General features: G+C 45.3%; 25 protein-coding genes. 7 read left to right on the plus strand and 18 right to left on the minus strand.

What is annotated here, in order from left to right; genetic code table 11:
* Positions 1–225 precede the first annotated feature (225 nt).
* Positions 226–825 (plus strand): class I SAM-dependent methyltransferase, encoded by a 600-nt coding sequence (locus QUB24_RS19885; protein ID WP_333154896.1) that lies wholly within the window; start codon positions 226–228, stop codon positions 823–825.
* A gap of 228 nt (positions 826–1,053) precedes the next feature.
* On the opposite strand, the gene QUB24_RS19890 is transcribed toward QUB24_RS19885, so the two are convergent.
* The 6 genes from QUB24_RS19890 to QUB24_RS19915 form a co-directional block, all read right to left on the minus strand.
* A complete protein-coding gene (locus QUB24_RS19890; protein ID WP_333154897.1) occupies positions 1,054–2,082 on the minus strand; it encodes a hypothetical protein in 1,029 nt (342 codons plus the stop codon).
* A gap of 114 nt (positions 2,083–2,196) precedes the next feature.
* Positions 2,197–2,553, minus strand: a complete 357-nt coding sequence (locus QUB24_RS19895) for a DUF5615 family PIN-like protein (protein WP_333154898.1) — start codon at positions 2,551–2,553, stop codon at positions 2,197–2,199.
* Complete coding sequence (locus QUB24_RS19900) at positions 2,553–2,798, minus strand: DUF433 domain-containing protein (RefSeq protein WP_333154900.1); 246 nt, start codon at positions 2,796–2,798, stop codon at positions 2,553–2,555. The genes QUB24_RS19895 and QUB24_RS19900 overlap by 1 nt, the downstream gene beginning before the upstream one ends.
* Positions 2,799–2,898: 100 nt before the next feature.
* Complete coding sequence (locus QUB24_RS19905) at positions 2,899–3,138, minus strand: hypothetical protein (protein WP_333154902.1); 240 nt, start codon at positions 3,136–3,138, stop codon at positions 2,899–2,901.
* 79 nt (positions 3,139–3,217) lie between these two features.
* Positions 3,218–4,195: a heme o synthase gene (locus QUB24_RS19910; protein WP_333154923.1), complete on the minus strand. Its 978-nt coding sequence runs from the start codon at positions 4,193–4,195 to the stop codon at positions 3,218–3,220.
* A 133-nt stretch (positions 4,196–4,328) separates the two neighbouring features.
* Positions 4,329–5,240, minus strand: a complete 912-nt coding sequence (locus tag QUB24_RS19915; protein WP_333154904.1) for a heme A synthase — start codon at positions 5,238–5,240, stop codon at positions 4,329–4,331.
* A gap of 906 nt (positions 5,241–6,146) precedes the next feature.
* On the opposite strand from QUB24_RS19915, the gene QUB24_RS19920 reads away from it, so the two are divergent.
* Complete coding sequence (locus QUB24_RS19920) at positions 6,147–7,574, plus strand: ABC transporter substrate-binding protein (protein ID WP_333154906.1); 1,428 nt, start codon at positions 6,147–6,149, stop codon at positions 7,572–7,574.
* A gap of 66 nt (positions 7,575–7,640) precedes the next feature.
* Positions 7,641–7,784: a hypothetical protein gene (locus tag QUB24_RS19925; RefSeq protein WP_333154907.1), complete on the plus strand. Its 144-nt coding sequence runs from the start codon at positions 7,641–7,643 to the stop codon at positions 7,782–7,784.
* On the opposite strand, the gene QUB24_RS19930 is transcribed toward QUB24_RS19925, so the two are convergent.
* The 7 genes from QUB24_RS19930 to grxC form a co-directional block, all read right to left on the minus strand.
* Positions 7,781–10,282 carry a glycosyltransferase family 2 protein gene (locus QUB24_RS19930; RefSeq protein ID WP_333154908.1) on the minus strand — a complete coding sequence of 834 codons (2,502 nt, stop codon included), beginning with the start codon at positions 10,280–10,282 and terminating at the stop codon, positions 7,781–7,783. The two genes, QUB24_RS19925 and QUB24_RS19930, sit on opposite strands and share 4 nt — an antisense overlap.
* 288 nt (positions 10,283–10,570) lie before the next feature.
* Positions 10,571–10,849 (minus strand): hypothetical protein, encoded by a 279-nt coding sequence (locus tag QUB24_RS19935; RefSeq protein WP_333056704.1) that lies wholly within the window; start codon positions 10,847–10,849, stop codon positions 10,571–10,573.
* A 167-nt stretch (positions 10,850–11,016) separates the two neighbouring features.
* Positions 11,017–11,598, minus strand: a complete 582-nt coding sequence (locus QUB24_RS19940; RefSeq protein ID WP_333154909.1) for a hypothetical protein — start codon at positions 11,596–11,598, stop codon at positions 11,017–11,019.
* Positions 11,599–11,764: 166 nt separating this feature from the next.
* A complete protein-coding gene (locus QUB24_RS19945; RefSeq protein ID WP_333154910.1) occupies positions 11,765–13,579 on the minus strand; it encodes a CHAT domain-containing protein in 1,815 nt (604 codons plus the stop codon).
* 108 nt (positions 13,580–13,687) lie between these two features.
* On the minus strand, positions 13,688–14,827 hold the full coding sequence (locus QUB24_RS19950; RefSeq protein WP_333154911.1) for a Gfo/Idh/MocA family oxidoreductase: 1,140 nt from the start codon (positions 14,825–14,827) through the stop codon (positions 13,688–13,690).
* Between the two features lie 274 nt (positions 14,828–15,101).
* Positions 15,102–16,061 (minus strand): glutathione synthase, encoded by a 960-nt coding sequence (gene gshB, locus QUB24_RS19955; protein ID WP_333154912.1) that lies wholly within the window; start codon positions 16,059–16,061, stop codon positions 15,102–15,104.
* A gap of 67 nt (positions 16,062–16,128) precedes the next feature.
* Positions 16,129–16,392, minus strand: a complete 264-nt coding sequence (grxC, locus tag QUB24_RS19960; protein ID WP_333124664.1) for a glutaredoxin 3 — start codon at positions 16,390–16,392, stop codon at positions 16,129–16,131.
* A 654-nt stretch (positions 16,393–17,046) separates the two neighbouring features.
* Here grxC and QUB24_RS19965 point away from each other — a divergent pair.
* Positions 17,047–17,253: a hypothetical protein gene (locus QUB24_RS19965; RefSeq protein ID WP_333154914.1), complete on the plus strand. Its 207-nt coding sequence runs from the start codon at positions 17,047–17,049 to the stop codon at positions 17,251–17,253.
* A 606-nt stretch (positions 17,254–17,859) separates the two neighbouring features.
* Here the strand turns inward: QUB24_RS19965 and hflX are convergent.
* Positions 17,860–19,497, minus strand: coding sequence for a GTPase HflX (hflX, locus tag QUB24_RS19970; RefSeq protein WP_333154925.1), 1,638 nt, complete (start codon positions 19,495–19,497; stop codon positions 17,860–17,862).
* Between the two features lie 4 nt (positions 19,498–19,501).
* Here hflX and QUB24_RS19975 point away from each other — a divergent pair, with 4 nt between their 5' ends.
* Both QUB24_RS19975 and QUB24_RS19980 read left to right on the plus strand, forming a co-directional pair.
* Positions 19,502–19,627, plus strand: a complete 126-nt coding sequence (locus QUB24_RS19975) for a hypothetical protein (protein WP_263053573.1) — start codon at positions 19,502–19,504, stop codon at positions 19,625–19,627.
* 402 nt (positions 19,628–20,029) lie between these two features.
* The gene (locus QUB24_RS19980) at positions 20,030–20,242 is read left to right on the plus strand and encodes a chlorophyll a/b-binding protein (protein WP_333041855.1); all 213 of its coding nucleotides are present in this window, start codon (positions 20,030–20,032) and stop codon (positions 20,240–20,242) included.
* Between the two features lie 446 nt (positions 20,243–20,688).
* Here the strand turns inward: QUB24_RS19980 and QUB24_RS19985 are convergent, their stop codons facing one another.
* Positions 20,689–21,759, minus strand: a complete 1,071-nt coding sequence (locus QUB24_RS19985) for an IS630 family transposase (protein WP_333154916.1) — start codon at positions 21,757–21,759, stop codon at positions 20,689–20,691.
* 16 nt (positions 21,760–21,775) lie between these two features.
* A complete protein-coding gene (locus QUB24_RS19990; RefSeq protein ID WP_333154929.1) occupies positions 21,776–21,934 on the minus strand; it encodes a hypothetical protein in 159 nt (52 codons plus the stop codon).
* Between QUB24_RS19990 and QUB24_RS19995 the strand changes: the two genes are divergently transcribed.
* Positions 21,879–21,998, plus strand: a complete 120-nt coding sequence (locus tag QUB24_RS19995) for a hypothetical protein (RefSeq protein ID WP_333154927.1) — start codon at positions 21,879–21,881, stop codon at positions 21,996–21,998. The genes QUB24_RS19990 and QUB24_RS19995 overlap by 56 nt on opposite strands.
* Before the next feature lie 151 nt (positions 21,999–22,149).
* On the opposite strand, the gene QUB24_RS20000 is transcribed toward QUB24_RS19995, so the two are convergent.
* The gene (locus QUB24_RS20000) at positions 22,150–22,698 is read right to left on the minus strand and encodes a DUF1349 domain-containing protein (RefSeq protein ID WP_333154918.1); all 549 of its coding nucleotides are present in this window, start codon (positions 22,696–22,698) and stop codon (positions 22,150–22,152) included.
* Between the two features lie 6 nt (positions 22,699–22,704).
* Positions 22,705–23,475: a CPBP family intramembrane glutamic endopeptidase gene (locus tag QUB24_RS20005; RefSeq protein ID WP_333154919.1), complete on the minus strand. Its 771-nt coding sequence runs from the start codon at positions 23,473–23,475 to the stop codon at positions 22,705–22,707.
* Between the last annotated feature and the right edge of the window lie 108 nt (positions 23,476–23,583).

Below are 23,583 nucleotides of genomic sequence, written 5' to 3' on the forward strand. Positions count from 1 at the left end.
TATAACTGACGCACTATACAAACCTCGTTAGTGGTTTAAATGCGTAACAGCTTAGCGATGAATTTGATCTCGATAAGCTGCGGAGGCAAAGCAAAGCGCGGAGTCACAAGGATGGTGCTAACAACGTCATTGAGAGCATTAGGGGCATTAGGATAGCCTGCGTGTGGCGTACACAAAGATTTTAATTTCGCTGAAAATGTCGATCGACACTTATGAGGTGACTCTATGGAGCCAAATGATACATCGGCCCGCTACGACCGAATTGCCCAATGGTGGCAAACTGAGCATCAAGATTCAACCTACGGGATTGCCCAATTAGAACGGGCGATCGAATTTACTTCTAAGCAGCACGCAGCACTTGATGTCGGGTGTGGAAGCAGCGGGCGTTTGATTAACAGCTTATCCAAGCATGGATTTCAGCCTGAAGGACTTGATATTTCTAGCGAAATGATCAATTTAGCCCAGCAGCTACATCCAGAAATCACATTTTACCGGGAAGACATTTGTGATTGGCTGCCGCCGAAACTTTACAGCCTGATTGCAGCGTGGGATAGCACGTTTCATCTGCCACTCAACAAGCAAGCGCCTGTGATACAAAAGCTATGCGATGCGCTTGAACCCAATGGAGTGATCCTGTTCACTTGTGGCGGCGGACATACAAGCAGCGAGGTTTCGGGAGCATTTCAAGGTCAAGACTTTGATTACAGCACTTTGGGTGTAGATACTTTCCTGCAAATTCTGGTTGAGCATCATTGCACCTGCCGCCATCTCGAATATGACCAGTATCCTCAAAATCATGTTTATATAATTGCCCAAAAGACCTAATCTATCATTCGCACCATTAAAGTGTGAGATGTCGCAACTGGTGGCTGTATTAGGATGTTGATGGGCGATCGCTCCTGGTTTTTAGTCCAAATTGGTGATGAACTAATACAGTTAAGTTAAGGCTAAAAATTAAAATTCGCCTAGGTTGGGTTGAGGAACGAAACCCAACCTAGACAATTTTATTTCGTTGTTAGGCATTGCGACTATAGAATTACAAACGCTTCTGGCTTACCTGTAAGGAAGTTGATAGTAAGGGCAAACAGCATCTACTTGTATTTCAGAATAGATCATTACTTCTCCCTCCCAAGTCATATACTGAGAACCAGGAACCTCCAAAATCAAATCTGCATTCCCGTTATGACGGTGGAACTTAATATCTGGTGTTTTCTTAGAAAACTCATTCTCAAAGAATAGAGGTGGCAGCTTACTGACGCGTTCTGCAATTGACTCTATATCATATTGGGATGCGGTATCATTAAAAGCGACATGGCGAGGCAATTTTATTTCGTGAAAGTGACGAACCGTTCTGGCAATTGCAGCCCTCAAATGATCACCAACTCGGTAGAGATTTGCAAAGTGATAACGTAGGTCACGATTTAAAGAAATAGCGGTTATACCATCGAGATGAATTTCACAATCAGGGCCTATACGCCCATTAGGTTGCATCCCCTCTAGAAAATACCCAACAATACGAGCATTTTTAGGAAAAATTTGAATACCTTTATCTACCGTACGTGCAACTAGGCCACGTCCCCTTGAGTACATCATTATGGGACGCAATTGACCACCATTGTGTTTAATCTTATTAACAATAGGAGCAAATGAGTCTCTGTATCTCTTGATTTCGTTATGAAAATCTTTATACCCAGGGTGTTTGACCTTATCCAACCAACTCTCTACAAATATTTCATTAACATTGCTATTATAGGGGTGAATAACTTTAAGAATACGGTAGCAATCATCAATGTGAGATTGCAAGGCATATAGTAACTCTTTTTGTAAATCAGGCAGCTTCTTTAAAGGATAATCTAAATTTCCATCAGCATTAAACAAAGCCGTAGAAATCTGATCGATTTCATCCAGAACAGCATTGAAAGACTGCATTACTTTCTGTATTGAGCGACTGTAGATTGAGAACGGATGCCGTTGGGTGTGATCGTTGTGATAGGTAAAGCTTTCATCGAGAAGTTTTAGACAATTAAATGCTTTAGGGTGTAAGTTGCCATCTCTATGTGTTTTACGTTCGAGGTTCATCATAAGATTATAAGTGAGCCAAGTTTGTATTACAACTGTAACACACTGAGTGTGAATTAAGGACTGCTAAACCCAAACCCTGCCTCAATTCCCACAACTACCTGCTTCCGGCAATAACTAAGGTAGGGGACGTTGACGAATTTGATCGCGCTCCACCACCGTAAACCGTTCCTCAAATTGCAATCCTTCGGTATGTAATAAATTTAACAATATTGAGGCTGGTTCTTCCGGCGTGTGAGGACGAAACCGCAAATAAATGACACCTCTTGGCGATCGCAGCCGCAAACGATAAATGAGTTCGCCGTAATCGCGATCGAAGGTCAAAATCACCCGTTGCTCATCCGCCGCACGAGCCAAAACCTCGGCATCCTCAATACCTGGAGAATCCTCGGTAACAGAAGCGACTTTCAGATCCGCTTGTCGTAGAATTCGTAAACTCTGTAGTGGAAAGTTTTCATTTGCCAGAAACCGCATTAACTTGCCTCAGCAAACAGTAAAGGCGTGTAAAATACGTCTTCTTTGAGGCACTCCGCCGCGAAAGCAAATACAGCTTGTAGAGATTCAGCATTAAGCGTTGGGTAGTTTTCTAGAATTTGTTGCTGCGTCCAACCTTCTGAAAATAGCCCTAGAACGAACTCCACTGATATTCGTGTCCCCTTAATTACAGGCTTGCCAAGGAGAATTTTAGGATTTGAGTGAATGTGTGCTTTCCAGTTCATAACCAGTGCGCCTCTATAGGGTTTTCATCTATTATGAGCATAGTTAAGATTTTAAAATTAACTGTCACTGTCTTTAAAGGTTCATCAAGGATAGTGTAAGTCATGTCGATTTATTTGCCCGTTGTGCCATATATCGATCAAAAGTTGTGTAATCTCCAGCTTTGTAATCAGCACGGGCCGCTTCAATTTCGGCAATGTCTTCTGGAGAATCGTCCTCATCCGGGAATAATTCAGCTTCCAAAAATTCCCATATCTTGTATCTTTCAGCAATTCCCAGTGACGAAATAGCTTCCAGTAGTGATTGAAATGAGATGTCTACTTTCACAGTATTCTCAGCCATCAGAACTTTCCTCCACTTTAAATTTTACAATATACCCAGAGCCCCGACTTCTTCAAGAAGCCGGGGATCTAAAAGCAGACTACATCACAACTGCACTCATCAAAGTTTGCACATTTTGTACAACAGCAGTAGTAAAATTATGAGTCGCAGGCAAACTGTCAACGACTATTCCGGCGCACAAGAGCATCAGGTACAGAATAGAGTATTTGAAGAGCGATCGCGCAACAATCTTATCCTCTGGAGTCTGCAACAGCAACCAAGCTTTTTGGGCAAAAATAGCACCGAGGAAAATAGCTGTTCCCGCATACACCGCGCCGGCTAAATTCAGGGGATAAACTAGCAGCAAAGTTGCAGGAATCATCAATAGCGTGTAAATCCAAATTTGGCGGGCTGTCTCTTCGTCGCCCTCAATTACGGGTAACATCGGGACGCCTACTTCCTTGTATTCGTCGCGAATCATCATTGCTAATGCCCAAAAATGCGGCGGAGTCCACAGGAATATAATCCCAAACAGCAGCCACGCACCCCAACTCAAATCTCCCGTCACCGCAGCCCACCCAACTAGCGGGGGAATCGCCCCGGCTGCACCGCCAATGACGATGTTTTGCACGCTGTGACGCTTCAGCCAGTGGGTGTAAATTAGGACATAGAAAACGATGCCTGACATTGCTAGCAATGCGGCTAATAAGTTGGCAACAACTGTGAGCAATGTAAAGGATATTGTAGCTAGGGCGATCGCAAATATCAAAGCATCGCGCTTCTTGACACGCCCCGAAGGAATCGGCCGCCACCGGGTGCGCTCCATAATATAATCGATGTCACTGTCGTAGACACAATTAATCGTATTCGCCGACGCAGAAGCTAAAGCGCCTCCAGTAATAGTTGATACCAGTAATAGCGGATCGACTTCTCCTTTAGCCGCCATCCACATTCCTGCTGAGGTGGTGATTAGCAGCAGTAAAATAATTCTGGGTTTTGTTAGTTGATAGTAACTTTTCACGACTTGCGAAAAGTTTTCGTGGAGACGGGGACTGTCGTTGGTAAGGATTTCTTGCATCGGTTGTAAGCTGTTAGTAATTATTTGCGAATTCGTCATTAGTCATTAGGTTGGAGTGGCGGGTTTTACAAGAAATATTTGATGTAGCTACAAGAATTAATAAACCCGCCGCCTCTTACTTTAGTCTTATCTCTCAAGCTGATAAAACTCGATCGCGCCAAGCTAAAACACTAAAAGCTATCAGGGTTCCCAGCAAAGCAGCACCGACTGCTTGGTGGGCGACTGTCAGCGGTTCTACCTGAAGGTGCAGCCGGAAAGTTGCTAATCCCAGAACTAATTGAGCAATGAGGCAAACACTCGCCCAGTTAGCCAGTTTTCGCAAATTTGGACTCAGTGCAGGCTGCCGCCAAGCCATGACTGCTACGGCTAAAGTCGCTGCTGTAGCTGGTACGATACCGGCGATGTGGCTGTTCATTACCGAGCACAATTCTGAGGAGCTCAAACATTGGTGTAGTGCCCATCTAGAGCCTACTAATGCTCCTAGCAAACTTTGCAGGTAAACTAACAATGCTGCGATAGAACTTACCCAAGCTAATTTGCCGACATTTCCTGTAGCTTCGTAGGGAGTCAGCATGAAACCGATGACTAGCAGGGCGCCAAAAAATAGTAAAGCTGTTCCCAAGTGAGCGGTAACGATGTCAAATCTCAGCAGTTGTGTTACTGTCAAGCCGCCCAATACGCCTTGAAAAACGATTAAAAATAGTGCTCCGGCGCTCGCAATCGGCAGCCATTTTGGCAGGCGGCTGCGGTAAAACAAAGATAGTCCTAAAAGTGCGATCGCGCTTAAGCCAATCGCCGCAGCGTCCAATCGGTGAAACCATTCCAGAAATACCTGCAAATTCATTTGCGCTGCAGGTATTAATTGACCGTAGCACAGCGGCCAGTCGGGGCAAGCGAGCCCCGCATTCATCACTCGCGTGGCGCTGCCTACTGCCATTAACAGCCAGGTTGCGATCGCAATTTTCCACACTAGACCGCGGATAATATCTTTTGGCTGCCACTGCACTCCTGCTGCTTTTGGCTGATTTAAAACTGAGTTTGCCATGAACTTTACCTTAGCCTTTGTTATCGATCGAACTTAATGAAATAGCGAGCTTTTACTTTTGCTGAGCTTAGCGGAGCTTAACACTCTTTTTCTGTGACAAACCGTCATATATACTACCTTAGCGACATCGCAATCCAATTAGTTTGTCTTTAGATATTTTTCAACTTTCCTCTTTACATTACAAAGTATTGCAGCTATTTTTATAAATTTCAACAAACTTTAATTATTTTACCGAACCCTTTGCTGTTACAGCCTCCCTCCCTGTCGCACTCGCGGAGAAAAATAAAGATATGATTAAGAAAAGCTTTTTTTCAAAGGTTTATGATATATACCCAACTTTAACGTAAAAATTTGTAACTAAATACAGGACTGAAGAGTTACCCCCTAGGTGTTATTCAAGGTAGTTCTCAGGTTTACTCACCTCAGATTGTATAATTCAGTTCCAACACTCAGCGTTTTATCTAATCCACCAGTTATCATTTCTTGCCTGCTTAACTAAATTTGGAATGGAGGAAGTGGCGCTTTTGCAGGGTAGGGTTTACTAATCTTTGAATCGGTAATTTATAAAAATTCCTGCACTTTTCTGGTGGAACCACCTTGAAGGCATTCAGACTAAACAGTGCGATCGCTATTTTTACTATGCCAATGTTACTGAATTATATCATGTCCGGGCGATCGCATATAATAAGGGAGTAGTGACTACTGGATTTTAGGCTTGCATGGTGCCTCAGCTCCGAGATAATCAATTGATAGATACAATCACTCTATCTGACGCACCCTACATCAATTCGGGATCGCCAAGTTAAAATCACTTGTTCTCCTCGATCAATGTTTTTTACTTGCTCCTAATAACTAATGACAATGAGTAATGACTTCGTTATTTCAAAAATCTAAAAATGTAAAATTATGTCACAAAAAAATGAAACTGCTGTTCTCATCTTATCCCTCCTAATTACGATCGGGCTAGCCGGTGCAGGTATTTGGTGGCTGACAAGCCGAGGCGGCATCAATCTCGGAGGTTCATCACCCCCAAATCAGACAATTCCCAAGCCTCCGACGGGGAATTCCCCGCAATCAGAGCTGGCAATTGAGCAGCGTCTGAGTGCTGGCCAAAAACTGTTACTTCCAGAGCAAGCCACAACAACCAAACAAGCAGCAGTACAGGCGATCGCATCTGGCAACTATAACGCAGCTATTGCCAACCTGGAAACTTCCCTGCAAGCTAATCGCAACGATCCAGAAGCCTTAATTTACCTCAACAACGCCCGTATTGGCAACCAAAAATCCTACACAATTGCCGCCGCAGTTCCCATTGGTGGCGATATCAATGCTGCTCTAGAAATTATGCGGGGCGTAGCTCAAGCTCAAAATGAAATCAACCAAAGCGGCGGCATTAGCGGTACTCCATTAAAAGTGCTAATTGCTAACGATGACAACAATCCAGAAATTGCCGCACAAATTGCCAGTGCTTTAGCAAATAACTCGGAAATTTTAGGAGTGATCGGGCATTTTGGTTCAGATACAACCTTAGCAGCAAGCAAGATTTACCAGGAAAAAAAATTAGTAGCAATTTCTCCCACAAGTACGTCGGTGCAGCTTTCAGGAGTTGCCAACAATATATTTCGGACAGTGCCGAGCGATCGGTTTGCGGCTAATGCTCTTTCCCGCTATATGCTGGGAAAATTGCCAAAGCAAAAAGCTGCTGTATTTTTCAATTCGGCCAGCAGTTACAGCAAATCTTTAAAAGATGAATTCACTACGGCTCTTTACGGAGATGGAGGACAAATAGTAGGCGAATTTGACTTTGCTAACGGCAATTTTAATGCCGCCGATAGTGTTAAAAGTGCGATCGCCCAAGGAGCAGAAGTTATTATGTTAGCATCCAATTCAGCCACGATCGACCAAGCTTTGCAAGTAGTGCAAGTAAACGCCAAACGGCTGCCATTACTAGCGGGAGACGGTGCTTATACTGCTAAAACACTGCAAATCGGTGGCGCAGGAGCAACAGATATGGTGCTGGCTGTTCCTTGGCACATTCTCGCAGATCCGCAGTCAAACTTTCCCCAAACATCCAAACAACTTTGGAATGCTGAAGTAAGTTGGCGCACAGCTTTAGCCTACGATGCGGCGATCGCGTTAATTGTTGGTTTAGGGCGCAATCCGACTCGTACAGGCATTCAACAAGCTTTATCGGCGTCAGATTTTTCGGCAAAAGGAGCATCGGGCCCGATTCGGTTTTTACCTTCGGGCGATCGTAATCGCGCAGTTCAATTAGTAACTGTTAAACCCGGAAATCGCACCAGTTACGGTTACGAGTTTGTGCCGATTAATTAAAAAACAAGTTCTGGTCATTTGTCTATGTATAGCAGAAGGAAGAAGGAAGAAGCAATAAAATCAATCGTGTCAGCCATTAACAACTTCCTAACCGTCTTGGCGGTTGCTATAAAATCTACCATTGTTCCTTGGCGGGGGCAGCTTGATGGGATTATTTGTTGGCGCGATAAAGGTTTGGTGCAAGCCGCGCGGGATGGAAACTCGATCTAAAGTTGCGAAACTGCGATCGGTCTAACTGACCTATTCCTCTCAAAAACAGCCCTCGGTTTCAAAGCAATTCTCAACAACAGCCACAGCGATCGCCATTCTCCCGGAGTTTCCTGCCGCTGCCACTGGCCCGGCCGACAGTAAAGCATCTCGATCAAACAGCGGTGCTGGCTAATGTTCAGGCGATCGAACGCAATTCGCACAGTGGGAAATTCCGCAAAACTGCACTCTTTTCCATCCCGAAAACTCGACTCCAACTGAGATTTATCGCTCACCAACTCAATCTTAGCCACAGGAATAAAACAGTTCTCTTCCATAATTTCCAAAGTCGCCGAATCGCAATCAATTAAACCTTTTGCCAAACGACGCTCAGTGCCCAACTCAACAACAGACGCCCCTACAGATATACTTGCTTTGACTGTCGCACTGCGAGGGAGCGCTTTTATTTTACCCTGGGATAAAGTTGTCGGAACGGCATATTTTGGCAAAATCTCTGCTGCTGTAAAACTCTCTTTACTGCCTTTATTTTTCACCGCAAAACTTGGCCACTGTGTCAAAGCAACTTCCGCGCCACTTTCCGAAATTACAGTGGTTACACCCCAAAAACTTTGACCGCCAATATTCAGTTGTACAACCCTGCGTAAATTGAACCATTCGTAAATGTCCGGCTTAGGAATATCCACCAAAATCAGCAAGGCAATCCCCAGCATCAGCAGGTTGTACGCGCTCCAAATCCATCCCCAACCCAGGCTTTTTGACAAATCTGCACTTTCTGATATTGACTGTACGGTGCCAACATTTTTAACTAAATTAATGTTTAAATTGTGCCACAAACTGACTGCTGTAGCTGCGAACAAGACAATCAAAGGCCATCCCAAATTCCAGTTAAAACGAAAGCGATCGCTCGCCATTCCTTTTGGCGTCACCTGAAACCCTTTCCCAAACGGATTCAGCATGGAACTCACCACCGTCACCGCTAAAGGAATACACTGGACGAACGAATAAATATCCGAAAGCAAAGCCGATCCCGATCGGCGGTTCAGCCAAGAAAACACAGTCAGTTGCACCAAATAGTAAGGCAGGAAAAAGTACAGCAATTCCCGCGCACTTGCCCGCAAAGGAATTATTCCAAAAAATGAATAAGCTAAAGGTATCAAAAGATATAAAACCTTGGTTAAACTGGTAAACCAGTGCAACAATCCTTCCAAATGAGACAGCCTTTGTACGAATCTGAGACCGCGAATTGTTAAAGGATTGGAATCAATAAAAAATGCCTGAAGCGTGCCTCGCGCCCAGCGTAGCCGTTGATTTAGATGAGCCTCTATACTTTCAGCCGCCAAACCAGCACTCAATTTTTCATCTAAATAAACTAAGCGATATCCGGTTGCTGACAGCCGAATTCCGGTAAAATAATCTTCGCAGATTGAATCTGTGACCAAGCCTCCCGCTGTTTCTAAAGCACTTCGCCTCACTACAAAAGATGTACCGCAACAAACCACGCTGTCGGCGCTGTCTTTGATGATTTCAATTTGCCTGTAAAATATTTCTTCTTCCGGCGCTAGCACATTTTCTAAACCTAAATTACGGGAGATGGGGTCGTGGTTGTAAAAGCTTTGCGGTGTTTGAACGAGGGCGATTTCTGGATTTTGAAAAAATCCAACTGTGCGAGTTAAAAAGTTTTTAGTGGGAATAAAGTCTGCATCGAAAACTACAATTAGTTCTCCATTTGTAAGGGCTGTGGCATGATTGATGTTTCCAGCTTTGGCGTGAATATTATCGGGTCTGGTTATATACTCGCATCCCAGTTCTTTTGCCAGTAACTTGATTTCAGACCGCTTGGTATCGTCGAGCAAATATACTTTTTTGTTGGTATAATCTAAGGCTTGACAGCCGATTACACTGCGCCGTAAAATGAAAGCCGGTTCGTTGTACGTTGGGATAAAAATATCTACTGACGGGGTGAAGTTTCCAGATTCCACTGCAACTGCCATGCGATCGGCTTCTCGACGCCGGTCTTTCATTCTCAGCATTAAATACAGTTGAATACTGGTGTTGAATACCAGTAACATTTCTAGGAAAAACAGCCCCAAACTAAAGATACCGTTGAGGGGATCGGTTAAATTTAGAGTAGCGAGCGATCGCCATACAACGTAGCGAATGGTTAAAGCCATCACTATTGCAACTACCACAGCGCGCGACCATTTCTGCGGTTGAGGCGAAATTTTAATTGCAGCTAAAGCGGCCGAAACCAGCACAAAAGTCGGCACTAACAAATACATCTTGCTCGTAGCAGGCACTTGCAGCCACACAGGCGGGTTTTGCTGCCAAGTGTTGATTGTGGCAAAAATACCGCTGACTGTACCTTCACTGCCAAACCAGGCTGCGGCGATCGCACCTGCGAAAGCAACCACCCCCAACACGACTAGCGTTGCCGTCGGCACCCGCGAAATCCGCCCAAAGCGGCGTTTCAAGTCTTGAAAATCAAATCTTGAAGTTGTCATAAAATAATTTTAAAGTCCCGATCGTGCATGCAACAGTAAGGGTTTCCTGCTGTCCACTTTTTAATTCAGTTGAAAATTCCTACACACCCCAATTACTATTTTTACATTTTTTAACATTCTGACTCTTGTATGATAATTCATCTTGGTTGCTGTTGGCAAACTGCTAAGCGAGTCCAAACCTGGCAAAATATAGCAGAAGCAAGAAGAAATAAGGCTTTAGTTACCGAGGAGAGAAGTCAATCGATTTTAGATTTTAGATTTTAGATTTTAGATTTTAGATTTTAGATTTTAGCATTGACCCCACGGATCAATTCGGGGGGCAAGTTTCATCGGATACAGGTTTTTTATTTCTGGACGGATGAATCCGGGGGCTTTTATCCTGGATGCGAGGGGGTCAAAAGCAATCTTCGGCAAGGATTTCAGCAATGTCAGCAACAGGCTTTCGGGCCTGTTCCACCATAAAAAATATTTCTTGTGGGCCGTTTCTGCGACGCCGCCCATAAAAAGCTGATTGAAAATGCTGCCACATCCCAGTCCTAACCGTCGGGCGCGCTTGCTATAGTTCAAAAAAAATTATCTTGTCTAAAAATCCAATAGGATTGCTATATCAAACTATAGCAATCCCTAGGATTTAACAATTAGACGAATTTGACATCTAACTAAAGGTAGATTAATTTTATATTAATTTAAAAAAATTACCGCGATCGCAGCACAAAAATTTAGCCATCCAAAAACTAATCAGCAATTTCTAATTGCGAGATTGCATAGCGGGCGACAGCCAAACTAACTCTGGCTTGTTCTATTTCCGACAATTGGGCCCAAGGTCTTTTAGTAGCCATCACTAATTCTCCCCCTTCCGAATCAACATCTCGCATGGCATAAGCCAAAGGACGTGCCAACACCTGCAAATCTTCCTCAGCCCACTGAGGCAAAATATCTAAGACGCACTCTACCATTTGGTCAGCTAAAGATTGATACTTAACAGTGGCGTTTTGCACGCTTTGAGCGATGCTGGCCAGAAAATCTTGAGGAACGCGAGCAAATTTCTCGCGCAAAGACTTTTGCAGAGCAGTCGTCAGCCAAACTTGTTCTAATTGCGAGAATAAAACTTGGGACTTCAGGGCAATATCGCTGTCGCTGAATGAATCAGATAGCGCAAATTCCTGCTCTAGGGCAGTTAAATAAGATTCCGATTCAAGCTGTGCAGGATTCCAGGGGTAAGCAACATCAGTCTGAACAATTGTGGCGAGAAGTTCCATCTGGGCCTGAGTTTGAGAATCGCGAAAATATTCAGAATCAGTAGATTGGGTAGCCATGATGTAATACCTAAGTGGGAAAAGGAAAAGACAGAGGGGGGACTGTGCCAAGAGCTAGTGCCGAGCTATCAGTGGTGAGTAACTCTCTTAAATTCAGACTGGAGACTTAACGCCTAGAACTTTGCTGTGCTACTCGCCGCTTGTCTTCATTAGCTACACCCGCACCTTAATTCGTTCCGCAATCAGTCTCACTGTAGCCCGAAGTTTTAGGAACCTCAATAGTGAACTCAAAAATCTGACCTTGAGAACTGCCAAATTTTAGCTGAGTCCCGCTGCGTAGCAGCAATTCTTGGTGGTGAACTCTCTGCCATCCCTCAGATCCCAAAACTAGAGTCCCGTAGCGAGAAAAATCGCGCAGGAAGTAGCTAGGTTCTTCCCGGCTATCTCCGATCGTGTTGCGACAGAAAATCTCGGCGTGTTTTTGAGAAACCCACTGTTCTCGAATCACTACGTCGTTTTCTTCCCAGCGTCCAACTCGAACCATACCTGCGCGAATCGGCCAAACCTGATTGCTCGATTCGGTGGATTTGGCATTGGGTCGATCGCGCCCCCGCAAATAAGCACAAGACGGCAACCGTCCCAGCCAAGTAGAAGAATTTAAAGGCAATTCAGTTTTCAGGTCATCTACCGGCTCAGTTAGCTGACCGTCAAACTCAGGGTGCATATACAGCACAGGCAGCGTCCAAGCCGGTTGATTGAACTTGTAGAGGGTCAATAACTGCTGTCTGGCGACGGCGACTGCCCGATCGATCGACATCCGTCCGGCCAAAGCTTGGGCAAAACTTTGGATAAAACTCAGGGCCTCGCGATCGGCGATCGAGTCCCGCATCCCCAACACCGCAGGCACCCCGTGATGGATCAGTACCTCAGCCAAACTGCTGCGGGCGATCGCCTGTTGCTGGCCGTTAGTTGAGTGCAGCCTCTCCACCGCCGGCTGAGCTCCCCAGCAGGCATTAAACACCGCCAGCGTCACGCGGCACCGAACTAATACCTGAGCTAGTTCAGTGCCATTAATCACCGTTTCCGGCCCCAAAAACAGCAAACCGCCGTCGGGGCCCGGTATCCCGTGGCCGGCGTAGAACAGAATGTTGTAAGCTTGCGTTTCCAGCCGAGAAATTAGTTCCGCCGCAGTAGGTTCGATCAGAGTATCGACGCGAGTCGGAACGCTGATGTCAGAATATTTGCCACTGTCGTCGGTTTGAAAAGCGCTTTCGAGAACGCCAGCTAGGGCGAGTGCTTCTGCTTCCAACTGCAAATGACGGTTATTGCTGCTGGAAAATTGAGAATTAGCACCGCTGCCGGGTTCTGCTTGTCCCAAAACTAGCAAAATGTTGAGCGACTCCGCAGGATGCAGGGGGGGCAAAGGTTCAACATTGCTGGTAGTGCGGCTGAACAGCAGTTGCTGCGACAGAGAAATTGCCGGTTGACCGGCTTGAGGCTGCATAATTTCCCAAGGCAAAGCAATTAAATACGGTTCGCGCAAGTCTACGCGCACTCGTAGGGGTAGATTTTGCCCGATCGCGATACCTTTACTTTCCTGGAGACTACCCTGAATCGGCCCTTCAAACAGCCACTGCCAAAGATTAATCCCCAAATGCTGCATCAGGCGACTGCTGTAGCTTGCCGGTGGCCGAGGCGGATGCTGATCCCCCTTGTCACCCCACCCCTGTTGACCGAGGTGGAGTGGCACAGAGGGCGTCGGTGTTCGTTGTTCAGTTTCTGCCAGTATATTCTGGTTGTTTTCCGGCGAGACCAAACTGCCATCAGGATTTAGGGGCAATTCGTGAATTGTCCCGGAGGGCGAAAACATTTCCTGCCAAGCTTTCCAAGATTGGGATAAGGTATCGGGCCACATACAGTCGTGGTGAACGTACCCGCTGGGATAGGGAGCTTGTAGAACCCAAGTGGCAAAATGGTTTGCCCCAGCGGTTCTCAGGCGAGCGATCGCTATACTGAGGCAAGGACTTTCAGGGCGCGCCATTCACAACTACCGACTCTGGATATAGGGTTAAATTGAGTTTCTCTATTTGTAGTTTATCGGGTTTGGGGTGCGATCGAGTGCGAGAGATTGCTTTGGGATGTTTCACTTTTACTTAGTGCCCAAAAATTTATCTATACTCGGTAAATCTACCCAAGTTCCCGTAGCATTCGACTCCTGGGTCAAATCCATCAACAACTGCGAGTAAACCCCTTCTCTGAGGGACGGTATCAAGGATTTACCGGCATCTATTGCTTCAACCCACCTATCTACTACTCGAATAAACGGTGCAATTCTCCCGTCTGGATAAACTTGAGGAAACTCCAATCTTTGAGGAATTTTGATTTCAGCTAAAGGTTCTCCACCTTGGGAACCCCACAAGCGAAATCCGTGGACGTAATCTTGCTGGTTGTCGCTTCCCAACACCAACGTACCCTTACTCCCGTATATTTCCACCCAGTGTCCCCGCCCTTGATAAGTAACAGAACTCAAACAAACTTGACAAGGAGTTCCCCCGGCTAATTCCAACATCAACGTGCAAGAATCATCTGCATCAACTAATTTTAATTTTCCCGAATCATTCGGATCGGGCCGCCGCGAAATTCCTGTAATCAATTGCCCAGAAAGCCTCTGCGGCGCGCCGAACAGCCAGCTAATATAATCAAAAACGTGAGAACCTGTCGCGCCCAAAACTCCGCCGCCTCGCTCTTTCTGCGCGTACCAATTCCAAGGGCGACTCGCATCAGCGCGGCTCGAAACCAGCCAATCAATCTTAATTAAACGCTTTTCTCCCACATATTCTGCTGCCAATAATTCTGCTAGCATTTGCCATGCGGGGATGAAGCGAAACTCAAAGTCCATTGTGGCAATTGCTCTCGAACCACCATTTTTAAAATCGGTTTGAGATTCGTTGTTTGCCAATCGGTAAAGTTCCCTGGCTTCATTGGCTGTCAGGGCTGTGGGTTTTTCTAATAATAAATGTTTGCCTGCTTCCAAGACGGTTTTTGCCATTTCAAAATGCAAAAACGGCGGTGTGGAAATGCTGACTCCCGCCACTTCTGGGATGGCTACTATATCGGCGATCGAGTCGCAAGCGTAGGGGATATTGTGGGTAGAGGCGAGATCCTTTGCTTTGTCTAAATTCCGGTGGTAAACAGCCACAACCTCTGTCCGGTGATGGGCCTGGAATCCGGGAAGATGTACTTTTTGACCGAAACCGGTACCGACTACTGCAACGCCAATTTTTGACATAATTTAATAATTGTTGACTGTTGACTGTTGACTGTTGACTGTTGACTGTTGGCTGTTGGCTGTTGGCTGTTGGGGCTCTCTTGGATTTGTGGTTGGAAGTGTATCGAAAATTACAAAACTTTAGTGATGAAATCGCTGAAATCCTTACCCTAAGACACATAAGCTATATCAATCACCGGATAGCCAGGAGAGCCGCAGTTGGTAGTTGGTAGTTGTTATTTGTTAGCTGCAATCCATAACTAATGACCAATAACTAATGACTAATGACTAATGACTAATGACTAACTACCCATTCAATTACTTGTTTGCCCAAACTAACGCCGTCAAACAAGTCAATTTCTCTGATCCCTGTAGGGCTGGTGACATTAACTTCTGTGAGATAACCGCCAATGATATCAATGCCGACAAAGTACAGTCCGTCCCGTTGCAGCACTGGTTCTAACTGAGTGCAAATTTGTAGTTCGCGATCGGTAATTTCGGTTTTTGCGACTCGGCCGCCGACGGCCATGTTGCCGCGAAATTCATTGCCAGTGGGAATGCGGTTGATAGCACCGATCGGCTTGCCGTTCAACAGCACTATCCGCTTGTCTCCCTCTTTGGCTTCCGGCAGATAAGTCTGAACCATCACGGGAATTTGCCCTTGTTGAGTGCTAATTTCGACCAGGGAGTTGAGATTGCGATCGTCCGCTTCCAAAAACAAAATCCCCTCGCCAGCTTTACCGCCCAAGGGTTTAAGAACTGCCGCTCCTTTTTTCTCAACAAATTGCCGAATTACCTGCTTGTTTTGAGAAACAATTGTTTCGGGGATCGCTCCCTCAAATTGCAAAGCATACATCTTTTCATTCGCCGCCCGCAATCCTTTGGGACTGTTAACTACCAAAGTTTTAGTAGGATCGATGCCATCTAGAAGGTAAGTAGCGTAGAGGTAAGGAATGTTAACTGGGGGGTCTGTCCGCATAAATACTGCGTCCATTGCTTCCAGAGGCTGCAAAGTAGGATGTTCTACCTGGTACCAAGCCTCAGCCGCCTCCCAGCGTCCATCTACCACTTTTACTGGGGTGAGGGCTACCCGACTGAGCATTGCCCAGGTTTTGCCGCCGATGACGCTTAATTCGTTGGCTTGAGTCGCCCAGACTTCGTGACCCAACTCTTGAGCTGCCTCCATCAGCGCTACGCTGGTATCGTGTCCTGGAATTAGTCGCGCGAGGGGATCGATGATGAATGCAAATTTCATTGTCAATTAAAATGAAGAATTGGTCGCAGGAAAATTTTGGCTAACGGAAAATTCGACAAGGAATGCCTCATTTTGCTGCTAGGAGGGGGTCTAGCTGGCCTAGAGCATCGAGTTTGTGGATTTCGTCGCAGCCACCTATGTGTTGGTCGTTAATGAATATTTGTGGGAGGGTGCGGCCTCCGTTGGCTCGATCGCTCATTTGATCCCGTGCTGCTTCATCTCCGTCGATCGCGTACTCTGTAAAATCAATCCCTTTTCGCTTCAGCAGTGCTTTGGCACGAACGCAAAACGGGCAGGTTCTCCAAGTGTAAATTTCTACTTTAGGGGTCATGGGACGCTCAAACAATAACAATATTTTTTAATTGTAATCTTAACCATAGTGCGGACTGTTTTTACTTCCTAGGCTGAAACCCTCGATTTTTCGTTGGTAGCAAACTTGCCTAGGAGCCTTGAAACCCTTATTATACGGTGGGTTCTCAAAAACTGTGCGAACCATTGATCTTAACCAATCTTATTTTAATTTTTATATTTTAATTTTTATTATATATAGCAACATATAGCAACCTTATCTGTTGCACCGGAGGTTATTCATTGCTAAAACCCTTGCCAGGAAGTGCATTTGCCTTCTTCCTTGTTTTTACCCTGACCAGGAATTTCAAAGGTGGTACCCGCCACGTGATTTATCCGTGGAATCAATCCCAAATCTCAAATCGAAAATCCTCAAGAAAGAGCATTTATCCGTGGGGTCGCCTCTAAAATCTCAAATCTCAAATCTCAAATCGATTGACTGAAGTCGCTATCGCTTTCTTCCTTCAACATCCGGCTCTATTTGCAGCGCACAAGCGAGGTGTCAAGTTATTTTTTATACAATTTTTTATTTCTTATATAAATTTAAGTAAACAAATACCCACGCTAAAAAAAACGGAGACATTATAAAGGCAAACAGGTTGGTCATCAGCCTGCCTAGCGCTGCGGACCAACCTGATTGTTTCGCTTTCTGCACGAACATATCATTCCTGCACCTGTCAGTAGGACTGCGATCGCAGTACCCGGTTCAGGAATAGAAGTGGGGCCTCTCGAAGGTGTCCTTGTCGAAGGTGTGATGTACATTTGGGACAAACCCTGCTGGGCCGCCTGCTGGCCGGGTTTCGTTGGTGGTGATGCCTGGCTGGGGAGACAGGCATTAGAATAATTTCCCAGCCCACACACATCTTGTGCTGAAGCCGGAGGGGCGGCAGCTAGATAGTAAAAGGCTGTTGCCATTGTGGCAGAGAGTCCAATTGCTAGTTTTGCCAGTGGCGTACACATAACTATTTAGTTAAACAGTGGTAAAATCGAAAAATAGAAATAGTCCTAGAGATTAGCGCTGTACGACGGGCAAGGATTTTAGAGTTCTTACAATAAATGGATGTATTCTCTCGCTGACGTCTGTAAAAGATAGTATAGCGCTTGAGGGGAGTACCCAAACACTTTAATAATATTATTCTCTTTTACCTTGACATCCCGTACCGTGGTTTGCACAGGTTGTTTGCACAGGTTGTTTGCAAAGCGTGATGCAACATCTTTTTGCAACCTCTGAACCAACAGCCCTTACAGCCATTAACAAAGAGTCTTTTTACCTTGACCGCGGCCTCCGGAAATTATTTATTTAACTGATCGCAAAATAGAGCTGCTGTATTGTACTTTGCAATGCACAATCTGACTACTCTTTTATCATCTCATAGTTCGACTAGATCTGTCCTCAGTATATGTACGTATATTCCCCCATGTCAACTATTCAAAAGGAATATTTAAGTGTTTACCGAGGGTAGAGGGCGTATTGAATGAGCTGAGCTAATCGGTCGCGGAGAGTTTCCATCCCCAAACCTTTGGCCGCCGAAATAAATACTGCTTGAGGAAATTCTTCTCGGGCGAGGGCGAGAGTCTCTCCATCTACGGCATCGATTTTGTTAAAAACTACAAGGGCTGGGCCGGGAGTTACGGGCATATCGGTCAAAATATTCATCACCGATCGAATTTGGCTCTGCCACGCGGGATGGGAGAGATCGACGAGATGCAGCAAAGCATCAGCGTCCGTGACTTCTTCGAGGGTAGCCCGGAAAGCGTCGATCAAGGCGGGAGGCAGTTCACGAATAAAGCCCACTGTATCTGTCAGGACGATCGACAGGGGTTCCCCGGTGACGCCGGGAATGGTCAACCGTCGAGTTGTGGGGTCGAGGGTGGCAAATAACTGGTCGGCGGCATAGACTTCGGAATTTGTGAGCAGGTTGAGCAGAGTAGATTTACCGGCGTTGGTGTAGCCAACGATCGCCACTGAGGGTACCTCGTGATGATGCCGATTCTGCCGCAGCCGGAAGCGGTGCGCCAGCAGTTGATTTACTTCTTGCTGCAATCGAGAAATGCGTTTGGCGATCGTCCGCCGTTCGGTTTCTAGCTTGGTTTCCCCTGGGCCTCTGGTACCGATACCGCCACCCTGTCTCGACATTGCCTGACCCCGCCCTCTGAGCCGGGGCAGGGCGTACTCTAGCTGAGCGAGTTCGACTTGCAATTTACCCTCGCTCGATCGAGCTCTTTGGGCAAAGATGTCGAGAATTACCTCTGTTCGATCGACAACGCGAAGACCTATCTGAGTTTCCAAGTTCCGTATTTGTGCGGGGGCCAGGTCGCGATCGAATACCACGAGGTTAGCGCTAATCGTCTGAGCGGTGAGGGAAATTTCCTGAACTTTGCCTTCGCCGACGACTGTTTGCGGATGGGGGCGCGATCGTTTTTGGCGCACTGTTTGCAGCACCTGACCGCCGGCGCTTTCAACCAGCCGCGTGATTTCTGCCAGGCCGTCCTCAAACTCCAACTGAGTCATGTGCTGAGTCATGACACCTACTAACAGCACTTTGTCTTGGTCTGCATCGACCTGCTTAGCGACAAACTCTGCTTGAAACTCTGCTTCGAGTCCTTCCACCAAATCCAGAAAGTCTTGGTCAGCGAGTTCGTCCAAATTCAGAGGTTCTGATATTTTCCAGGGAAAGTGTGGAGTTTGAATTAGTGACTTGGGAATTGAAGGCTCTTCTATTTCATCAGTTGAATCTGGTTCTAACTGAGCGCTCAAAACAGAAAACTCAAAATTGGGCTGGTCTCCCTGGGGTATGAGGTGAGCGAGATAAGCTTCTTGGATGTAACCAGTCGCACCACCACCGCGGCGCTGAAATCCTCCCCCCGTCAGTGTCAGCCAAACCAGGGCGTCCAGGCGCTGAATTGCCATTGCTGTGAGGGCTGCTTCGCTTGGGGTTTCTGGCTTCAGGTGGGTGGCGATGCAGCGAATGCCGCTGAGGCGACCTCCCCCGTAGCGGGGCAATTCTAGGGGCGCAATCTGCGTTTGGCGGGGTGTACCGACGCCGACGCGAATTACTTGTCCGCGACGGTTGATGTAGGTGCAGATTGGTTTGTCTATTTCCGTGCTGATGGCAGCGACGCGCTGGGCGAATTCTGCAGTGGTGATGCGATCGCCCGGTAGTCGCTGGTGGTACAGCTTTTCGAGTTGCTTGAGCTGGCTGGACTTTAAACCTTGAAGATTGCCGTAGATGGTTTCGATAACTGTTTCTCCCGATCGATCTGTTTATCTCCTATTTTAATTAACTCAAGGACGATGTGTTCGGGTTTTAAGCTGAAATTTACTAAATTTTCTTGCCTCTAGCAGAGCACGGATTCAGTATAGTCGAGTCACCAGCGCCGTTGTTTGCCGCTACGGGGCGATCAGGCTTTTCACAGTAGCAATCTCAACTTCCACTTGTATTTAGTATCCAGAGATACAGGCGATCGCTGAAAAATCTCGCGCAACAAAACTTAACACTTTATTTTTTGTTTCAAAATCCTCCTTTAGACTTGTGTGTATCTTGAGCCTAGAGACAGATAGCAAAGCAGAAATTAGGTCGCTACCATGAGAAGCGAACATTGTTAAGGAATGTAAAAACATGGAAACTCGTCCTACTAACCTGCCTCCTACGGCTAATGCTTACAACGGCAAAGATCGGAATGCCTTTTTGTTTGGCTTCAACCCGCAAGCAGAACTTTGGAACGGTCGCTTAGCGATGATCGGTTTCTTAGCTTATTTGCTCTGGGATGCTGCTGGATATAGCGTTCTGCGCGACATTCTCCACTTTCTGCCTACCTACATTGCTCAGTAATGACGAGCAGTCTATCCTGTCTGGCAGCGTGAGAAAATGCCGCCACTGCCCGACAGGCTAAAAGTTACAAATGGCAGCGAGTATGGTTTTGTCCCTTTGTATCTTTCGTTACTTTTGAATGGCATTAAAAGACTTCTTGCTGTGATTAGATAATTACGGGTGGGGGCGCTGTCGCTGGCGCGGTGAATATTAATAGCAACAGATATTTATTGCGTAAAGGCGATCGCCCCTGCTGTATTTTTGGCAAGAAATCTCATGGAGCATTTCTGATAATTTATGAAAAATAGGAGCATCAACGATGATTAACTCAAATTTACTGGCAGTAGTAGCATCGACTGTGACGGACACAGCATCAGGAAATTGGCAAAAGCCTCTGGTGATGTTTGTTTGCAATATTTTAGCATTGCTATAGCAATCCTAAATGATTTTCTATATCTAGATCAATCCTAAATGATTTTCTCTGTGTAAGTATATTGACGTATTTTGGGGAAATCAAATTTATGTTCGTTAGTAAAAAACTCAAACAAAAACTTGACAATCTTAAAAGATCTACATAAATACCAATACTTTCTTAAAAAGTTTTTAGCTTGTAGCCAAATATCTTCAACGGGATTCTGTTGGGGAGCATTGGGAGCAAATAAAATACAAGTAATTGACCAATTCTCAGGTTCTTTGTCACCATTGAGTTCTAATAAAAAGTCTCTAAATTCTCCATATTTATGATAACTAGCTCCATCCCAAATCAAGATAATCTTGCGATTTTCATATTTATTTTGTAAGTATTTTATGAATTTAACTGTGGATTCTCCATCACCACATGGATGGCTCTGAATATGGAATTCTTTGCTTTGATAATTGAGGGCGCCAAAATAAGTTTGTCTATCTTTTTCATTGGTAATTGGGACTTCAATTCTGATTTTAGATTGACCCCAAACATAACCAGTTAGATCACCATGAAGTAGATGACATTCATCTAAAAACAATACTATTATTTCCCCATACTCTATACCAGCCTTGTTTTTAAATAAAATATCGTTAATCTCTTCCGTCTTTTTTTTTACCAGTTCTTTATCAAATTTAGGATTAGCTTTTTGAGTTTTTTTCCAACTTATTTTTGCCCGATCGAAAAGTTCATAGTAACTCTGTTTTGATTTATACATCACACCAAACTCTTGAGCTAAATAAGTAACCAACTCATCTAGATTCCAATATTCTTTATTCTTTAACCACTCGATTACTTCAGTATTTTGTCGAGCTGTTAAATACCCTTTTGACCCTTTATGTCCTAGTTTGATTCCGGCGATGCCTTTGGTTTTAAATTGTTTTTTCCAATAACCAATAAAAAATTTACTTACACCTAATATTTTGCTGATTTCATGGTAGATATTACCTGAAAGCGCCATCCTTACAGCTATTGCTCGTTTTAGTTCTCTTGCATCGATATCGCTTTTAATGAAATCTTCTAATTGGGCTATTTCTTTTTCCCTATCTTTTTCTTGCAGTTGTAAGTTATTCATTTTTTTATGGTCACAATCAAGTATTGCATATAATTGTATCATAGTCTTGATAATGATTTAGGATTGCTATAGTTCTCAGCCGCCGAATTTGGTATCCCCACGTCGGGCCGAAAATGCCTTTGCCATTCCCGTCTTTATTCAACAATGTTAGCGTACCGGCATTTTTGGCTTGCATGAGCGCAGGTCATTTGCTGGGAGTATTCACGATTTTGTCGCTGAGTACGGGCAAGGCTATCTAGTAGCAATTGAGATCCTTTTGTGGCGAATTCTTGCTGCAATTGGTTTGTTAAAAAGCGGACAAAAAATGGCAGGGGTAAGTGAAAAGCACTCACCCCTAATTTTAATTTTATATATGGAGTGGCGCAGAAATCGGTTTTTTTACCATCCACATTAGCTCAGCTTACTATGCTTAAAGCCTTCAAATTCGACTGCAAAGCCTTCACCTTGGGGAGCCGCACACATTAACCCAACTTGAACGATTGGTGACTCAGTTAGATATGCCAGTCGCATCATTGAATAGTCTGACCCATTCAACGAGTATTGCACTTCCACCGTTTCAGCTCGGCGCTTTACCCGCAGCCACAGGGAAACAGGCGGCACTTCAAGCGGCATAACAGACCAATCGGAATAGTCTCGTGTCACAACCGCACTCACGTTTTGCACTCCCTCAACAAACTCAATACCGCACTTGAGCCAGATATTTTCGCTCTCTCGAATCATCAATCCTGCTTGATCGTAGAGCGATCGATAGCAACCAGTAATTTTGACTTCGGCTGTAAAGTCGCCTGACACTTGACTGTAGTAAAAGTTGCCGTTATCGCGAATGAATCCGTAATGAGTTTGCCGCCAAAAGTCAGTCTTCGCGCCGGCGGTAATGTAGATAACATCGTTATCCTCATGCCATTGTAAAGGTTCGTTGTACCATTGCATTGTTTCCATCTCCTGCTAACTTCCTCCAATTCCGTGCAGTACCAAGTCGGCCAAAAAATGAGATAACATAGCATATTCTAATCCCCAACGCCAGTAAAGAAAACCAAAGGGAATCCCTAAGAGGGCATTGAGTGTAATGGTGCGAAGAATGACGATCGGGGTTAATGCCCAGACATGGGCAGCCGCAGGCAAATGACCCACACCAAACAATATTGCCGCCGCCACAATTGCCAGCCAAAAAATCCATGTAGAGGGTTGCGGTTTGTCTCGCTCAAAAATCTTCCAAAGTAGCCACGCAATCAATGTCATACCGAACAGTCGCAGCAAGAGTTCTTCGGTGATGCCTCCGTAGAAGGAAGCTAATATGCGTTTCCAGAGGTCAATTTCGAGCGTTGTTGGAGTTGCCATTGGTGGCATCCAAGGTTGGAAAGCTAAACTCAATCCAATCAGGACGATTCCACCGATGCAGCCTACAATTAGCGCGGTGTTAAGGGCAGATTTAGATATTGGCGCGAAAGGCTGTCGATATACCAAAGCACGAGCTATGGGCGTATCAAGTCCGATCGAGTTACCGAGGCGAAGCCCAATCCAATTCAGGAGAATCAAAAGAAGTCCCGTTTGAAGGGCGGAGGCAATAGCTATAACAGGTAACGGTGTAGGCAGTTGCCCGATTGCTGGATTCAGAGACAGCGCATAAGGAAATAATGCCAACGCTGCCAGAGTGCCCAGTAAAGCCCAAAATAGCGCCAATCGCAGGTGATGTTTGTTGGAAGTATCTGTAGTCATAATTGTTGATTGCAGATAGAAATACCCAATTAATAAGGATCGCGAATTAAATAACTTACAATTTTAATTTTTATTGTGGGATGGGCGTCCCGCCCGTCCTTTTTGGAC

This window comes from Microcoleus sp. B9-D4 (assembly GCF_036705105.1).
Classification (GTDB): Bacteria; Cyanobacteriota; Cyanobacteriia; order Cyanobacteriales; family Microcoleaceae; genus Microcoleus.

Excerpts from the sequence above, each read along its gene's own strand:
- QUB24_RS19885 (WP_333154896.1), top strand. The coding sequence starts at position 226 with ATGGAGCCAAATGATACATCGGCCCGCTACGACCGAATTGCCCAATGG.
- QUB24_RS19890 (WP_333154897.1), bottom strand. The coding sequence starts at position 2,082 with ATGATGAACCTCGAACGTAAAACACATAGAGATGGCAACTTACACCCT.
- QUB24_RS19895 (WP_333154898.1), bottom strand. The coding sequence starts at position 2,553 with ATGCGGTTTCTGGCAAATGAAAACTTTCCACTACAGAGTTTACGAATT.
- QUB24_RS19900 (WP_333154900.1), bottom strand. The coding sequence starts at position 2,798 with ATGAACTGGAAAGCACACATTCACTCAAATCCTAAAATTCTCCTTGGC.
- QUB24_RS19905 (WP_333154902.1), bottom strand. The coding sequence starts at position 3,138 with ATGGCTGAGAATACTGTGAAAGTAGACATCTCATTTCAATCACTACTG.
- QUB24_RS19910 (WP_333154923.1), bottom strand. The coding sequence starts at position 4,195 with ATGCAAGAAATCCTTACCAACGACAGTCCCCGTCTCCACGAAAACTTT.
- QUB24_RS19915 (WP_333154904.1), bottom strand. The coding sequence starts at position 5,240 with ATGGCAAACTCAGTTTTAAATCAGCCAAAAGCAGCAGGAGTGCAGTGG.
- QUB24_RS19920 (WP_333154906.1), top strand. The coding sequence starts at position 6,147 with ATGTCACAAAAAAATGAAACTGCTGTTCTCATCTTATCCCTCCTAATT.
- QUB24_RS19930 (WP_333154908.1), bottom strand. The coding sequence starts at position 10,282 with ATGACAACTTCAAGATTTGATTTTCAAGACTTGAAACGCCGCTTTGGG.
- QUB24_RS19940 (WP_333154909.1), bottom strand. The coding sequence starts at position 11,598 with ATGGCTACCCAATCTACTGATTCTGAATATTTTCGCGATTCTCAAACT.
- QUB24_RS19945 (WP_333154910.1), bottom strand. The coding sequence starts at position 13,579 with ATGGCGCGCCCTGAAAGTCCTTGCCTCAGTATAGCGATCGCTCGCCTG.
- QUB24_RS19950 (WP_333154911.1), bottom strand. The coding sequence starts at position 14,827 with ATGTCAAAAATTGGCGTTGCAGTAGTCGGTACCGGTTTCGGTCAAAAA.
- gshB (WP_333154912.1), bottom strand. The coding sequence starts at position 16,061 with ATGAAATTTGCATTCATCATCGATCCCCTCGCGCGACTAATTCCAGGA.
- grxC (WP_333124664.1), bottom strand. The coding sequence starts at position 16,392 with ATGACCCCTAAAGTAGAAATTTACACTTGGAGAACCTGCCCGTTTTGC.
- QUB24_RS19980 (WP_333041855.1), top strand. The coding sequence starts at position 20,030 with ATGGAAACTCGTCCTACTAACCTGCCTCCTACGGCTAATGCTTACAAC.
- QUB24_RS19985 (WP_333154916.1), bottom strand. The coding sequence starts at position 21,759 with ATGAATAACTTACAACTGCAAGAAAAAGATAGGGAAAAAGAAATAGCC.
- QUB24_RS19990 (WP_333154929.1), bottom strand. The coding sequence starts at position 21,934 with ATGCAAGCCAAAAATGCCGGTACGCTAACATTGTTGAATAAAGACGGG.
- QUB24_RS20000 (WP_333154918.1), bottom strand. The coding sequence starts at position 22,698 with ATGGAAACAATGCAATGGTACAACGAACCTTTACAATGGCATGAGGAT.
- QUB24_RS20005 (WP_333154919.1), bottom strand. The coding sequence starts at position 23,475 with ATGACTACAGATACTTCCAACAAACATCACCTGCGATTGGCGCTATTT.